Source organism: Colwellia psychrerythraea (assembly GCF_000764225.1).
Taxonomy (GTDB): Bacteria; Pseudomonadota; Gammaproteobacteria; order Enterobacterales; family Alteromonadaceae; genus Colwellia; species Colwellia psychrerythraea_D.
The window spans coordinates 1-14956 of the sequence record NZ_JQED01000015.1 but is presented as its reverse complement, the minus strand read 5'-3'; the positions used below and the strand labels follow the sequence as shown (position 1 = coordinate 14956).

Below are 14956 nucleotides of genomic sequence, written 5' to 3'. Positions count from 1 at the left end.
GTTTATTAATATTCATACCACCCTTTGAGCTTAGCTCATATCATTGTCCCTGAAATAAACAGATACAAGTCAAGCCTAGAGCTAGAAAATATAACTGTTGGCACTCCTATAGAGATAAGATATTTCTATTCTCCAAAGGCAAGCTATCTCGTTATGGGGCACTTAGCCCCATAGATTTTCAGACTAATTTTGAACGTCTAGTGGCATGAGTTTACCTAATCAACTGTAGGGTAGGCCTAAACAATATTGAAAAATGTCAGTTCAGATTTGAGTTCACTCCAAATTAGCTTATCTGCTTTTATTAGCTAAAAATAGAGTTTAACTAAGTTACGGCTGAGCCAAGTGGTGTTCAATAATCGGGAACTATAGATAAGGCACCAATAAGCTCTTTACCATTTGCTAGTAATAAACCAAAAATATCATCTCGATCTACTCCTCCTTGTTTACATTGAATTTCTTTTAACCAGCCCTCACTCGCTAGATTCGAAAAAAAAGGCGGTAATTCATTAAACTCATAAGGCGTACCTGTTAATGGAAAATGGAAGCCAATAGGTGAGCCATCCTTAAGGTAATCAATCGCGTATTGAAATACAAAGGCACTTACTTTTTCATTTATTCGCTCTTCCAAAGTACCAGATAAAACGCCATTAACAAATATTTTAGCTTTACGGTTGACGTGCGACATAACTATTCTCCAAATAATTTCACGACAGCTTTAAATCTTGTTTATTTTTCCAAAAAAAGTTCGCTGTATTACTATAAAGCCAATAAATAACTTTGTCATAAATAATGATATGCGACGAATAATAAGACTGAATCGCTTTGCAAATATTCACTATTATCACAAAGACGACAAAAATCATCAAAATATATAATAACTTTTCTTATACTTCGTTTTATCAATTTAAAGTTTTAAAATTTGAATAGCAATAAATAGGTATATGTAATTTAGTCACCTGTTTCGAGGTTTCTATGGCGGTTTGGGGCACAAAGTTAGATAGATTTTATAGCAAGTTGGTTACGAGTATCAATGCCTCCTTATGACATCAGCTAGCCATAAGCGGAAGTTAGCTTTTGAGTTACTAATGGCAGTTCAGAGCCTATCGCTGACATTAAGTCTCTGCAAATTCATGAGCATATTTAGGGCAATATTAGGTAAGACTTTCTGCTTACTTTTGTGGCTGTTTTAAGCTCAAAGCTTACATATATAGAACGAGAAACAGCTAAGGAAGGTATTTTCGATTACATCGAAATGTTTTTCACAATAAAATAAAACATAGTTATTTAAATAATCAGTCTTCAGCTGACTATGATAGAACCTATTTAATGAACCAACAATGGCTGTGGTACTTTCATCTTGATGATGGACGTTACTTATCCGATAAAATGCGAATTTGTGGCTTATCAAAAGCTGCTGAGTTTACCTCCAATGAGGTTGCTAGAGTGTTTCTCCATGAGTGAAAAGGAAACAAAGGCTACAAGATGGAGCTCATTGAATCAGAGAGTTGGCAATTAGAATAATCGTATTTCACTATTTTATTATTTAAAAATAGATACTGACTTGTCGTAATTGCTGTAAATAGCAGAATTTACATCATGCTATTTACAGCAAGATTTCGTTACCAATACCGTACTAGTTTTAATATCCTTAAAAGTATTTTTGATATTTTTTATATTTCTCTTTTGCGTCAAAAAACCATTCGCCTAAATCAATATTAAAAAAGAAACTATCATTACCATCAGAACGTTTTACCCAACCAACACTGTATTTACTCTTTATATGAACTGTAAAGCCTGTACCTACGGTGCTGATGTCATCCCTATCTTTATAAACTGAGGTGAAGGAAAGGCCAAGGCCAGTTTTCCACCAATTGGCGCCAATCCACTCAAAGCCAAGGCTTACATCATCCCGATCGCCTTTGTTCGCATCGTTAAGATGCTCTAGAACAAGACTAGGATGAAGAAATATGACTTGTGCTTCAGGAGGACCAACAAGTGCAGTGCCGTTAAGTTTATCTCTATACCAAATTGTGGTAGCCCAGACTTCCCATGGAAATTGATAACGACTTTCTTTCATAAAGGAAGACCACTGATTTTGTAATTTCCCTAATTTTTTTCCATTATCCTCAAGAATTACCTTCTGATAGGGTATAAAAGCAGGTTTTATCGCATTATTCAAGGAATCACCGGCCAATTCGCACTTGGTAACTCCGGGTACCTTTTTACAGATATTTTTCATCTTTGAAGTGAGAGTTAACTGACTAAAGTTTGTTTCATATGGGGGTAATTGGAACGTAAGCGTATCTTTGCTATCATCAGGATCATCATGCTCTATAAAGTGAACAATATTTAAATAATCAGAGTCCTCTTGAAAGTTGAATACTTGATCACGCCATGCATCTGAAAACTTCAATGCGCCTGAAAAATCTTTATCAGGAAATGTTTCAAGCATAGCTTTACGTGCCTGCTTAGCAAAAGGATATACAGTATTTTTAATAGCTTCTACGTCTTCGTCTACTAATTGTAATGCGTGTTTACACAGCACTGGGGCCGCTTCAATAGCTAATTTCTGTAAATCTTTAAGGTGGGTTGTATAGTTTTGAGTAATTTTGTCTTTGTCTATAGCACAAGATAACCAAATATCATCATCGTCATATGCCATCAAACTCGAACTTAATACTAGCGTGAAATAAAGTGTTATCTTCCTAATCATTATTGTTATTCCTTTTTAAAAATCTTCAAGCATTGATTTGGCCAAGTCATACGCATCATTGCTTGCTTCAAAGATAGCTATTATCGCTTTGAATGCATCCACAGGCTCAGGTTTGTTCATTAATATTTGATACGCTTCTTTAATATCATCATAGGGTTTATCCAGCGATGTTTCTTTATGCTTAACGATCGCTGTTTTGTAATCATCGCCATTTATTGTTTCGTTAGCGATATTCGCCATCCAACAATAAGTGATATATGGTGCTGCTGAATATTCGGTTAAATCGTGTGTGTTGGGGTTACGTATCGTTGTCTCTCTATGTTTATTACCTGTGGGTATCGTTGTATCCCAGTGTTTGAACCATGTGAAGGGGTCAAATTCGTTGTAGAAATTATAAAATCGTAGTGCGCAACCATTAGGTCCTGAATTGACAACAGAATGATGAGGATCTGCAATACCATTCAGGAGATTTAATAACCGGCTAACATTGGCAACCATAGTAATCGAATCGAACTTGAAACCATCTAAATCAAGTTGAGGTACATGTGACATAATATCTGCGTCTTTGCGATAAAGTTTGGCAAGTGTATCGTGAAGCACCGCTGTGCCTAAGCTGTGAGCGATTATATGAATATCTGCACCTGTATCGCGCTGTTCAATAAGCAGGTTATTGAGCATCACAGCTAAATCAACGCGAATTTTTTCACCCCAGTACATCAAGCCATAATAGACAACATCCATCCAGTGTGTAAAAAACATTTTATCTTGGTCAGAATCGGCTAACTTTTCCAACATTTTGGCTACAATTTCAGGGCCAAGACCTAAACCTTTCAATACAGGTAAGTGGTCAATTAGGGCTTGAGCCTTTTCAGCGTCATTTAGCCTAATATCATCAAGATCTTTGGAATAGTTAAATTCTCTTAAATCAACCTTTTGGTCAAATTGATAATCATCAAACTTGAAATGTTTGGCTGTTTCTTTGATACCATTTATTATTTCTTTTTGAGTCTTTGTTTTAACGTTGCTTCTTCCATTAAGATCAATAACAACGTAATTCTCTTCCTGTTTATCTTCTTGGATGTTTTTTGCAATGTCTTCTGATGATAGGTTAGGGTTTATGTGGTGCGTCCCCATACCATGAATAACAAGCACGATTGGCTTTGCCATGTAATTTCCTTATAATCATTGGTTGATATTTAACCTAGTTTAGTTAAGGAGGGCTTATAGTCAACTTTATATAGATCGCCTAAAAATTTGTGAAGAAGCAATAATCATGGAAGGAAATGGTTTTAAATGGAAACTTCACTTTTGAAGAAATAATTAATATGGCTTGAATCTTTACTGATAATTTTTCTCTAAGAAATAAATGTAACTTATGAAAATAGTAACTATGTGAAAACGTCTTTTTTGGAGAAGTCCTACAGCCCAATTAAGCTTTCTTTTGACCCATAGTTGGGCATCAAATATTCACTTGATATACTTATTTGAACATTTGATAGTTTGGCTTAAACAATTATTATCCAATTATGTATTAAAGTTTGAAGTTATCACCCGCTGATGCGTTTGGAGCTAAAGAGTTATCGGTGTATGCAGATTTGAACACATTTACTTTTAAGTAAGTGATTAGTTCATCCGCTTTATCATCGGCATGATTCACATACCAAAGAACCTTGGCTGTTGCTGTTACCGGATCGTCAATTATATTTGCAGAGCAATTTGGGTTTATGCTTAGAGGGAAAACATCAGAGGCTCCATGCTTGTCTGGATCTTGACCTTTGTAAGTTAAGTAAGCCTTTACAGGAGCGCAGTCTATTCTTGCAGGAGTTAAAGGATCATATTTATTTCTTACAACGTGAGATTGGGAATATGAGTCTTGAATCATATGAACAAGAGAGCCTAAAGCAGCAATTTGAATTTTTCTGTTACCTTGTTGATTATCAGGTAAAGGATCACAATTTGCCGCTGAAAACATACCATTACATTGTTGTTTAAATATGAAGCGCACTCTGAAAGGAGGATCAAGATCCTCACAGTGGAATTGTTGTTGAGATTTCAGATCTATTTCTTCGTCCGGCACAAACGCTAATGCCATGTCTTTCATCAAGCTGTCTTGTTTTAACTTGGTAAAATATGGGCAAAACTCTTCTCTTAGTATTGTTGCTTTATTATCTCTTGAGATTTTATAGGTAAATGCTGCCCAACCTAAAATTTTATTAAGTGTATTCTGATATGGTTCAACTTGACTGTCGTTAACAATAGGTGCTTTTTCTGATGGCATTGGGCGTGAGGCCATAGCATGCCAAAATTGCAGAACACCATAATGAGAATTACAGAATAATCCACCCGTAATATTGTTAAAGAACTGTCGTTTCCCACCCAAGCCGAATTGATAAAATGGTCTAAATTCACATTTTTCTTTATTCAGAAAAAAGCCTTTGGCACCACCTTTAAAAGTTGCAGCGACACGTCCTGGATCATCAGGAAAAGATGAGGCATCTAAAAGTTCTTGTGCGTTTAATTTGGGTATTGTGGGTATATCTATATTTGTCCTTTCATTTAATAAGCCAATAAAGGCCGGTTTATGCAAACAATTAGTTGGAAATTCCCCTGATGCTTTATTAAAGCAGTCTATACCCATAGATGTGACAGTTTCATGTCCGGGCACTGACATTCCTTCTATAATAGTCTTTTCAACTTGGTATTGTAATCCTTGAGCCGTATTTATTGATGCTACGATAAGTGATGTTGCACATAGTAATTGGTATCCAAACCTCATCATCCCACTCCCTTTTATTGTATTAAATAACTGTAGTCTAGACTCCCATAATTTGCTAGACAGAAAGTGAGGCATAAAGGGTATAGTGGCATAACTAATTCCTTCACCGAATTAGAGAATAACACTCTAAATCATCTGAATCTTTAAAAATGTCAATGATCGTTTTGTCGGAACACTTGTCGTTAGCAAAGCCAATGCTAACGTCCGTTTTCGTATCATTGTTGACTGTTTTCAGGTCGATTTTTTATTAATAAAAGGATGAGAGATTTTGTATTAGTGACGGTTAGCTCTAACTCGGTTTGGGGCACAAACCGAGTTAGGTAAAACATGGATACTAGGAGTGTTGATATTTATCATTTGAACTTAAGGCTCATAGCGGTCGTTAACAAGCAATTATTTCTTTTACTGTTTTCAGCCATATTTACAAGACTAGGTGAATACTAGCATAAGCTAAAATCAACATTGGTAGGAATTAAGTTTGAATGAAGTAAAATCAGTTCTACCTGTTAGTTAATAAGTAATTCTTGAGCTAATTTTTCAGCTGTTCTATACCCATGAAGTAATGTGCCATCCCTTAAAATAATTCCAGGCGTTCCTTTCAGTCCCATCAATTCACCTAATTCATAATGACGGCTAACGGGGCTGTTTTTACACAAGTTAAAAGGGGAATATTTGTTTATCATTAACTCATCAATGCTTTCTTTACGTTTATTTGAGCACCAGGCTGTTGTCATTTTTTGATAAGTTTCTGAATCTATACCGGCTCTAGGATAAGCTAAATATCTCACTTCTATTCCGAGTTTATTCATCGAAGTTGTTTGTTTGTGTAAATCTCTGCATGCCCCACAGTCAACATCCATAAATACGTATATCACGGCTTTTACCTCCCCTTTGGGCTTATAAACAATCGTACTTTCTATATCTACTTTTGAAAGAAGATCTTTTCTTCTCTTTTTTGCGTTGATGTCTGTAATATTAACTATCCCATTAGGTGAGATGCTAAAAAGATCTCCTTCGAAAAAATAGCCAGTAGTGTCTGAATAATAAATAACTTTTCCTCCACGAATGTTTGCTCGATAAAATCCTTCTAAAGGACTTTTTTTGATTAGAACTATATCCCAATTCCTATTGATTTTTTTTAACTTAGATTTTATTAAAGTTAACAGATTATCTGTTGAAGAATTGCTCTGGTCTTGAAAAATAATTACTACAAATAATAAGAGCAGACTAAATATTAAAAGGGGGGCTTTTTGCATTTCTATTCTCTGAACTGGTCTAAATATAAATAAAAAGTTCTTGATTCTAAAATCAAAAACTTTTTGGTTCACTCCAATCAAATGAAGTTAGAAAAGATATGTATATAAATAGCCTGCTCCTATTGCCATTGATAATATTACTGTTAAGAAGGCAATTATCATTTTATTCCTGAAAATGGATTTAAGTAATATAACTTCTGTTAAACTTGCGCCAGCACTACCAATGATTAATGCCATAACTGCACCAAGTCCCATACCTTTTGCTGCTAATGCTGCACTTAGTGGTATTACAGCCTCGGCTCTAATATAAAGAGGGATACCTATCACAGCGGCAATAGGAACAGCAAGAGGGTTACTTTCACTAGCTACACTGGCGACAAATTCTGTTGGCATAAATCCATAAATCAATGAGCCTAATGCTATACCACCAATTAAATAAGGTAGTACTTTTTTAAAATCTGACCATGTACTATTCCAAATCCTAGTCCATTTGCTAATAGGTTTACCACTATTACCGCAGCTACTTGCACAACCTTTATTCTCTGGCGTAATGTAGGCCTCAGGTTTGACATACTTTTCAAAGCCAAGTAACTCTAATAAGTAACCCGCAGCAATTGAAACACCCATAGCCATAGTAAAATAGAACGCGGTAACTTTTAAACCAAAGGTGACGGCAAATAAACCTATGATAATTGGATTAAGTAATGGGCTAGCAAATAAGAATACCATCATTGTACCAAATCCTGCTTTTGCTCTAAGTAATCCTTTCAAAAAAGGAATAGTTGAGCAAGAACAAAAAGGTGTGATTGCCCCAAGAAATCCAGCAACGATATAGCCTCTACCATTCTTGCTACTTAATATACTCTGAATTTTACTGGGTGGAATGTATTCTTGCAGTACACCAACAATATAACTGATAAGTAAAAAAAGTATAGTTAGCTCCACGGCTAAAAAAGCAAACATGTTTAAGGTATCAAATACCATTTGTTGTGTGATTGTCATAATATGCACTCGATTAATTTGTTATTTCTAGATTGTTCGAATTATAAAGAAGTAAGTATCTCTGTCAATATATTTCTAGTAATATCGAATAATAGTTAAAATAAACCCATTAAGAGAGTATGCTATGGATATTGAAGTTATCGCCAAAGCCTTAAAAGAGTTAGGCCACCCAACGAGGTTGGCAGTTTTTAAACGTCTGGTAAAAGCAGGTGAACAAGGCGTTTCTGTTGGTATTGTACAGGAAGAGTTAAATGTACCTGGCTCAACATTATCACATCATATATCTGCTTTAGCTTCTGCTGGCTTAATCAAGCAAAGGCGTGAAGGTCGTGCTCTTTATTGCGTTGTTGAGTATGAAAAACTACTTTCTGTTATTGTCTTTCTTCAAGATGAGTGTTGCATTGGTGAACAATAATATCAGTTTGAATATTAGGAGTATAACTCAGCCTTCGAGTTTTTTAATATAGATAACGTCTATTCACTTTATAAGGCATGGCCTGTCAATCGAAGTCTAGATTTTCATACCATTATTTAGTTATTTTTCAGATTAAAAGATTAATTATAAAAAAGTCACTATATTAAACTTACGGTGAGTATTTCTGATTATGTAGAAATAACTTTACATGACGAATGCAATGAAATATTATTCTTAATTACTGGATTTATCGAATTATAGGCGTGACATATGTGATAAAACTACCAACTAAGAGATGAGTTATTCAAAAATGCTTTCGTTTCCTAATACCTGGAATGCAGGGGAACTATTTTTTGAAGTTAAAAATATAAAGCGAAGCTTTAAGCGCTGATGAAATGTTTAAATTGAGTAGCGAAACTTGATTAGATCATCTGGCAAATAAATTAGATATTCTCGGTGTGCATTAGGAATATGAAGGGACGGTCATGCATTACGGCATGTCTAATAAGCTTACCTGAATATACGAATGTCTATGGTAAGCTCCTGGAAGAAATAGGCCTTTTGGAAGGGAAGATTTAATTTGGCTTAGTGGGACTGAATAGTTTAATACCAAACATGTATTCATTGAGTTTCAAGGGGATAAGCTGAAATTTTCTGGTATGCCCCAAACAGGAAAAATAACACTCAAAAAAAGCTAAGGGAAACTATATTAGCTAAAGTAACTAACTGAGAAGGTGAAAAAATGAATTTATTCAACAAAAGACCACCGAATAAAGATTTGGTAGAAATTGGTGGCGGAGGGATTTTAGATAGAAGGCGTTTTTTATTGAGTGGTGCTTCATTTGTAACTGTTATGGCTGCATCGCCAATATTGTCAGCTACTGAAGCGAAAGCGAAGCCCTCCTATCCTAATCATATGAAAATACCAGGAGCGCCTAGTTCCAATTATGGTTTACCCTCTCAATATGAAACAGCTGTAAAGAGAACAAATGAGAGCTTTTATAAGTCTGGAATTTTTACTGGTGCACACACTCCTTTGGATAGACTTAACGGTACAATTACTCCCAGCGGCTTACATTTTAGTATTCATCATAATGGTATTCCTGATATCAATCCCGCAGCACATGAATTTTTGATTCATGGGTTTGTGAATAAGCCAATGAAGTGGTCAATTGAAACCCTTCTAAATTACCCTATAGTAAGCCGTATTCAGTTTCTTGAATGTTCAGGAAACTCTGCTGCTAACGCTGTAAGTAGCGATCCTGTTGATGCTTCGTGCACGTCTATTCACGGCCAAGTATCCTGTTCCGAGTGGGCTGGAATTCCTCTAAAGTATTTATTAGATGAAGTAGGTGTAAATCCTAAAGGTAAATGGGCAATGTGCGAAGGTGCTGATGCTGGTAACCATGTTAGAAATGTCCCTCTTGAAAAGCTTTACGATGATGCGATTATTGCCCTGTACCAAAATGGTGAACGCATTAGGCCTGATCAAGGATATCCTATGAGGCTTTTTGTACCAGGCTATGAAGGTAACATGAATGTAAAATGGTTACATCGAATGGAAATTACCGACCAACCGTCACAAAGTAAAGATGAACAATCGTTATATGCTGAATTCACTAGTGATAAAAAGCTTAATCAATTTACATTTTTCATGGAAGTGAAATCGATAATTACGAAACCTTCAGGAACACAACAACTGCCTGATAAAGGGCTATACGAGATTGCGGGCTTGGCGTGGTCAGGCAGAGGGCGCATCGAGAAAGTTGAGGTGTCAGCTGATAGTGGTAAAACTTGGGTTGCCGCACATCTAGAAGGGCCAGTGATGTCTAAATCATTCACTCGTTTTACTATTCCGTGGCGTTGGAATGGTCAGGGTACTATCTTGATGAGCCGAGCTACTGACGAATTTGGCAATGTACAACCGAGTAGAGATGAATGGAAATCACGATATGAAGACTTCACTTTCAACCATTATAACGCAATAAATGCTTGGTTAGTGAACCCTGATGGAGGAGTTAAAAATGTATATGTATAGCCTATTGATTAGACAACTCGTATTTCTATGTATCTCAGTTGCTTCGTGTTTTACATTTGCAGCAGACAATATCAAAACAGAAGGGGGAACTCTTCTTACTCAATCCGAAATTGATAATTGGAAGCTAACAATTTACCCTGATGGGATTAATCTACCTGAAGGATCAGGTAATGCAATTCAAGGTGAAAAAATCTATAACATGAAATGTTTAGCATGTCATGGTGCAGCCGGCCAGAATGGAACTGGTCCTCGTTTGGTAGGAAAACAAGGTTTTATTGATGAGAAAAAAGATGTGCTTGAAGCTATGTCCGTCGGAGCGTGGCCATATGCGACTTCAATCTATGATTATATCAGAAGAGCAATGCCGCATTATGCACCTAAGTCTCTTTCTAATAATGACGTTTATGCATTGACTGCATATATTCTTTATCTAAATGGTATCACCAATAAAACAATGAATTTAGACAAAGAGTCGTTATCGAAAGTTGAAATGCCAAATAAAAAAATTGTAATAAATGCTTGGTTGAAAGAGCAGAAAGATAATGGCAAGTGACAGTTTGAATTTCTTTAAGGTAATAGCATTAACTTTAATAACACTTATTGCTTTTGCTGGAAACTCTGTATTTTGCAGGTTAGCACTGAAGGACAACTTGATCGATCCAATGAGTTATACATCCATCAGGTTAACTGCTGGGGCCTTCGTACTGTATTTTATAATGAGAATAACTACGAAGAAAAAGTCGATAGTATTGAAAAAGTCATGGACGGGTGCAGTTAGCTTGTTTATTTATGCTATTACGCTTTCTTATGCATACCAGTCTGTCGAAACTGGCATTGGTGCAGTTATTCTCTTTGGTGCTGTCCAGTTGACTATTATCATTTTTGGGTTGGTAGATGGTCGTAAATTAAATAATAGAGAGTGGCTAGGTGCAATGATAGCATTTCTAGGGTTTGTGTATTTACTAGATCCAAATGCTAGCTCGGCCTCTATACTCGGAATTTCTTTGATGGCAATCTCAGGAGTTGCATGGGGGATTTATACTATAAGCGGTTTAAAAGGCACACAACCTTTGTTTCAAACTTATCAGAACTTTGTCTGGACGTTACCGATGGTTGTAATTATTTTGTTGATGAATAATGGAAATGAGAAATTTTCATATGAAGGTGTTTTTTACGCAATTATGTCTGGTGGAATTACTTCCGCGTTAGGTTATGCCATTTGGTACAAGACGATGAAATATTACTCTCATATTCAAGCTGCTGTGGTCCAGCTTTTTGTACCTATTGTGGCATCTTTTGGTGGAGTTATGCTGGTATCAGAACCTTTAACTACTGAACTTGCAATTTCTTCATTGTTGATTTTAGGTGGGTCCTTTCTATTAATTCAAAAGAAAGAATATGAAAACCTTACTAGTCAAAGCCGCTGATAATTTTAGTTAGTTTAGATGCTAACTAGATTAATGATTTAGATACTGATGAGAAATCATTAATGAATTTATTATCATAATATGAAAATTTGTCTCTTTTATGTCTAAAAAGACTAATAGGTACAGTGGTAGGATTTAAATAATTATATATTTCTGGTACTGTAGAAATATATAATTATTAAGGTTTATTGTAATGATAAATAATGTAGAAACTATTGCTAAAGCATTGAAGGAGCTTGGCCACCCAACAAGGTTAACTATTTTTAAAAGACTTGTTAAATCAGGCTATAGAGGTGTTCCCGTGGGAATTATAATGGAGGAGCTTAATATACCTGCCTCTACACTTTCTCATCATGTTTCGAGCTTGGCGTCTGCTAAACTAATTAAACAAAGAAGAGAGGGAACAACGCTTTATTGTGTCGTTGAATATCATAGTTTGCTTAAAGTTATTACATTTTTACAAGAAGAGTGTTGTATTGACGATGAAGTTAGTGAATACAATGAGTCTGAAACATCTGAAAGTAATATCTAGTCTATTGAATAACGATATTATTATTGACTTTTGCAAAGTATTAAATATTCTATCTATTGTTAACCGTTTTGAGATACGTTTGTTCTAGATAATTGGATCAAGAACTTAGTGCATATATCTCAATTGTACTTTTATTAATTAAGTATATAACTAAAGCATTAATTGTTATTAGCTCTTATTTTTGACCCCCTCATGTATCCAAGTGTAACGAATATGGCTGTATAATCTATTCAGTTGTTATAGCTATGACTTTAAAGTGGCTAAATCTCTAATAGAAACATCTCAAATTTGGATGCGTTGAGAATCTCTTTTCTGTGATATTAGCTTTCGCTAATAAAGCGAAAGTTTAGGTTCTTGATATTGACATGCTAAAATGCCTTTATTAAGATTACCTATCGATAGGTATGTTTTATGGAGGTTTTATGACTAAGCTTGTAAGTGCGTATGCGTCAAAATTTGGTAGTGATAGGATCTGAACCAATAGCCGATCCAATTTCATGTGTTCACCCTAAAAATATGTAAAACAATAGGTTTTATTGTGTGGGATTATAATCCGTGGGATTATACTCTGTGATATTATAATCCGCAATATGAAATAGTCGCTCATTTACTTAGGAATTTTCTAGTGAGTGAACTATCTAAACGATTCGGAGAAAAAATTCGTTCAGTAAGAACAGCTAAAGGAATATCTCAAGATAAACTAGCAGTAAAGAGTCAAATTGATCGCAGTTATATTGGTAGGATTGATCGAGGCGAAGTAAATATCACTATAGATAAATTATATCTTTTAGCTGCAGCACTAGAATGTGAGCCCGAAGACCTCTTACCTAAAATGGTCAAATAAAATTTAATTAATAAGTTAAATATCTACACCTGTTTATATCCCCACTTATCGCTTTTGAAAAATAAATACTGAGAATTATCAAAAAAAAAGCTAGGGAGCATGTACCTCAAAGTCTGTGATATTAATCTCTGGGGCTCATGTGCCTAAAGAAAGTGATTAATTTTCACTGGAAGTGCGCGATGCTCCCATTAAGTGTTTTGGGTTACGTTATTGTTTATGAACTAGCACTCCTTGAACATAATAATTACTCCCCTTGGTTTTGGCTAACTGTAGAAATAATTAATGCCAAATTATGAAGAAGCGAAAACGTAGTTGAAGTTTAATGGTGTAGAGATGAGTTTGTAAATTCTGTGAGTTGCCCGGTGTCTCTAAAGTGATTTTATCCTACATAATTCATCGAGCGTAGATAGCAGGGAACTTAGTGCTTCTTTCTCTCCAATAGCATTAGATTAGATCTATGTGACTCTGTAATTGTTATCATTTTATTTGCTCGAATTTTAACTTTAGTTGAAACGGGGCTAATTTGGCCAATTCAATTATGATTGTTAATAAAAAGTCTATGAAGCTCAGATAAGGTTTTTATGAAAGAGTCTAATGCTTCTTTTTCTCCAATATCATCAGACTGCAAAAATCCTGCGACCTTTATCATGTTTTTTACTCTAACTTTAATCTGGGTTGGGATTGAGTTTCCCTTAACACTTTGTTCTGAATAAGCTTCATCAATTTCATTAGCGAGGTGAATGTACCTTGATAATGTGTCATTGGATGCGTGCATAGTGATTTTGCGGCATGCATTTGCAGCAACGGTTAAAATGTTATGAAAACTGCCAGATTTAGATAGCTTCTTAATGGATTTAGCTATGTTTAGGGTAATAAATCTGTGTCGAAATGAGTGGTTATTAATATGTCTGAGATCGGGGCAGTATTTGCTCTTGTTGATAACTTTTTTGGCATAGTTTTTTAAGTACGTGGCTTTGAGTGCGGCTCCGTTTCTTAAATCAACGAATATTGCATCATGGCTAATTTCAGGAAACATGTTTTCTACCATTTCAATGTGCCAAAGCAGAACCTGAATGTCTTCTTTAGTTGTTGTTACTTCACGCTTTTTACCTTTGAACTTCCCCTTTAAAATAGGAATATTTCTAATTATAGGTTGCTTGTTGCTACTAAGTAGGTTTTTTGCAGCAAGTTTAATCATTGACCTTGTAATCTGGTGTACCTCGGTAATTCTAGAGCCAGTTATATCTAGTAAAGTGGTGAATGCTTGCCATCTGCCTATGAGGAATTCATCAACTTCTGGGTGGTAAGTGGTGTTATTTATCGCATCGATCCACATCTCTAATTCAAAGTCGCGAATATAGTCTACATCATTGCTTATATGAATTAAGCCTTTAAGACAGTGATGAGTTAAGTACGGCCTTTCAACACCGCCCCTTTTTACCTTCTTATTCTGATAATGGACTTTGTAACTACCGATGTCTTCTTCATCAGAGGTGGCTAACATCGCCTCTGGTTGTCGATTCGATGAATAGGTTATGTACTCAAGAGCGATCCTGACATGTTTTATTATCGTATCGTCAAATATCCCCCTGTCTTTGAGATGATCGACATATTCATATAGCTTACTATCATTTATGTTATAAATACTGGTGTTTTCTTTCTCTATGAAAGAGCAGAATAAATTTAAGTTGTACGCCTTTTTAACAACCGTGGTTGCAAGAGGCTTTATGTTATATACGCTTGGTCCACCTCCTACATGGGTAAGGAATGCGTTTGCATTCCAATCAAACATTCCTGCCTCAGTGATTATCATAGGAAGTTTACATTTGCGTAATACTATGATGCCGATCGCTCAATACCATTCAAGCCGATCACTTTTTTGTCTGCCAGTAGACCTCAGTAAAATCTAACTTGAGTGATCGGCATCAGTCAAGGAATTTAGTTTTTTTCGCA

The 14956-nt window shown here is 35.5% G+C and carries 14 protein-coding genes; 7 read left to right on the top strand and 7 right to left on the bottom strand.

The genetic code is table 11. From position 1 onward, the window contains the following. Positions 1 to 349: 349 nt before the first annotated feature. The 6 genes from ND2E_RS14480 to ND2E_RS14500 form a co-directional block, all read right to left on the bottom strand. Positions 350 to 685, bottom strand: a complete 336-nt coding sequence (locus ND2E_RS14480) for a HipA N-terminal domain-containing protein (protein WP_033093170.1) — start codon at positions 683 to 685, stop codon at positions 350 to 352. A 963-nt stretch (positions 686 to 1648) separates the two neighbouring features. After that, the gene (locus tag ND2E_RS14485) at positions 1649 to 2713 is read right to left on the bottom strand and encodes a hypothetical protein (RefSeq protein ID WP_033093169.1); all 1065 of its coding nucleotides are present in this window, start codon (positions 2711 to 2713) and stop codon (positions 1649 to 1651) included. Positions 2714 to 2728: 15 nt separating this feature from the next. Then, positions 2729 to 3880, bottom strand: a complete 1152-nt coding sequence (locus tag ND2E_RS14490; protein ID WP_033093168.1) for a hypothetical protein — start codon at positions 3878 to 3880, stop codon at positions 2729 to 2731. 364 nt (positions 3881 to 4244) lie between these two features. Then, positions 4245 to 5492 carry a hypothetical protein gene (locus ND2E_RS14495; RefSeq protein ID WP_150113727.1) on the bottom strand — a complete coding sequence of 416 codons (1248 nt, stop codon included), beginning with the start codon at positions 5490 to 5492 and terminating at the stop codon, positions 4245 to 4247. Between the two features lie 503 nt (positions 5493 to 5995). Further along, positions 5996 to 6745, bottom strand: coding sequence for a thioredoxin fold domain-containing protein (locus tag ND2E_RS0121375; protein WP_052056356.1), 750 nt, complete (start codon positions 6743 to 6745; stop codon positions 5996 to 5998). Between the two features lie 87 nt (positions 6746 to 6832). Further along, on the bottom strand, positions 6833 to 7747 hold the full coding sequence (locus tag ND2E_RS14500; protein ID WP_223303566.1) for a permease: 915 nt from the start codon (positions 7745 to 7747) through the stop codon (positions 6833 to 6835). 124 nt (positions 7748 to 7871) lie between these two features. Here ND2E_RS14500 and ND2E_RS14505 point away from each other — a divergent pair, with 124 nt between their 5' ends. The 7 genes from ND2E_RS14505 to ND2E_RS23580 all read left to right on the top strand — a co-directional run bounded on the left by ND2E_RS14505 (position 7872) and on the right by ND2E_RS23580 (position 13299). After that, positions 7872 to 8162, top strand: a complete 291-nt coding sequence (locus ND2E_RS14505; RefSeq protein ID WP_033093166.1) for an ArsR/SmtB family transcription factor — start codon at positions 7872 to 7874, stop codon at positions 8160 to 8162. 826 nt (positions 8163 to 8988) lie between these two features. Then, on the top strand, positions 8989 to 10200 hold the full coding sequence (soxC, locus tag ND2E_RS14510) for a sulfite dehydrogenase (protein ID WP_263281876.1): 1212 nt from the start codon (positions 8989 to 8991) through the stop codon (positions 10198 to 10200). Beyond that, entirely contained in the window at positions 10187 to 10753 is a 567-nt protein-coding gene (locus ND2E_RS14515; RefSeq protein ID WP_052056352.1) for a c-type cytochrome, read from the top strand. The genes soxC and ND2E_RS14515 overlap by 14 nt, the downstream gene beginning before the upstream one ends. Next, positions 10743 to 11627 carry a DMT family transporter gene (locus ND2E_RS14520; RefSeq protein WP_052056350.1) on the top strand — a complete coding sequence of 295 codons (885 nt, stop codon included), beginning with the start codon at positions 10743 to 10745 and terminating at the stop codon, positions 11625 to 11627. Before ND2E_RS14515 ends, ND2E_RS14520 begins: the two co-directional genes overlap by 11 nt. A gap of 193 nt (positions 11628 to 11820) precedes the next feature. Further along, positions 11821 to 12159, top strand: coding sequence for an ArsR/SmtB family transcription factor (locus ND2E_RS14525; protein WP_033093165.1), 339 nt, complete (start codon positions 11821 to 11823; stop codon positions 12157 to 12159). Between the two features lie 625 nt (positions 12160 to 12784). Continuing rightward, positions 12785 to 13003 (top strand): helix-turn-helix domain-containing protein, encoded by a 219-nt coding sequence (locus ND2E_RS14530; RefSeq protein WP_033093164.1) that lies wholly within the window; start codon positions 12785 to 12787, stop codon positions 13001 to 13003. A 137-nt stretch (positions 13004 to 13140) separates the two neighbouring features. Continuing rightward, positions 13141 to 13299, top strand: coding sequence for a YgjP-like metallopeptidase domain-containing protein (locus ND2E_RS23580; RefSeq protein ID WP_081961997.1), 159 nt, complete (start codon positions 13141 to 13143; stop codon positions 13297 to 13299). 236 nt (positions 13300 to 13535) lie between these two features. Here the strand turns inward: ND2E_RS23580 and ND2E_RS14535 are convergent, their stop codons facing one another. Further along, positions 13536 to 14816, bottom strand: a complete 1281-nt coding sequence (locus ND2E_RS14535) for a site-specific integrase (protein ID WP_223303565.1) — start codon at positions 14814 to 14816, stop codon at positions 13536 to 13538. Positions 14817 to 14956: the final 140 nt, after the last annotated feature.

Excerpts from the sequence above, each read along its gene's own strand:
- ND2E_RS14525 (WP_033093165.1), top strand. The coding sequence starts at position 11,821 with ATGATAAATAATGTAGAAACTATTGCTAAAGCATTGAAGGAGCTTGGC.
- ND2E_RS0121375 (WP_052056356.1), bottom strand. The coding sequence starts at position 6,745 with ATGCAAAAAGCCCCCCTTTTAATATTTAGTCTGCTCTTATTATTTGTA.
- ND2E_RS14535 (WP_223303565.1), bottom strand. The coding sequence starts at position 14,816 with ATGATAATCACTGAGGCAGGAATGTTTGATTGGAATGCAAACGCATTC.
- ND2E_RS14495 (WP_150113727.1), bottom strand. The coding sequence starts at position 5,492 with ATGATGAGGTTTGGATACCAATTACTATGTGCAACATCACTTATCGTA.
- ND2E_RS23580 (WP_081961997.1), top strand. The coding sequence starts at position 13,141 with ATGTGCCTAAAGAAAGTGATTAATTTTCACTGGAAGTGCGCGATGCTC.
- ND2E_RS14505 (WP_033093166.1), top strand. The coding sequence starts at position 7,872 with ATGGATATTGAAGTTATCGCCAAAGCCTTAAAAGAGTTAGGCCACCCA.
- ND2E_RS14485 (WP_033093169.1), bottom strand. The coding sequence starts at position 2,713 with ATGATTAGGAAGATAACACTTTATTTCACGCTAGTATTAAGTTCGAGT.
- ND2E_RS14515 (WP_052056352.1), top strand. The coding sequence starts at position 10,187 with ATGTATATGTATAGCCTATTGATTAGACAACTCGTATTTCTATGTATC.
- ND2E_RS14490 (WP_033093168.1), bottom strand. The coding sequence starts at position 3,880 with ATGGCAAAGCCAATCGTGCTTGTTATTCATGGTATGGGGACGCACCAC.
- ND2E_RS14500 (WP_223303566.1), bottom strand. The coding sequence starts at position 7,747 with ATGACAATCACACAACAAATGGTATTTGATACCTTAAACATGTTTGCT.
- ND2E_RS14520 (WP_052056350.1), top strand. The coding sequence starts at position 10,743 with ATGGCAAGTGACAGTTTGAATTTCTTTAAGGTAATAGCATTAACTTTA.
- ND2E_RS14480 (WP_033093170.1), bottom strand. The coding sequence starts at position 685 with ATGTCGCACGTCAACCGTAAAGCTAAAATATTTGTTAATGGCGTTTTA.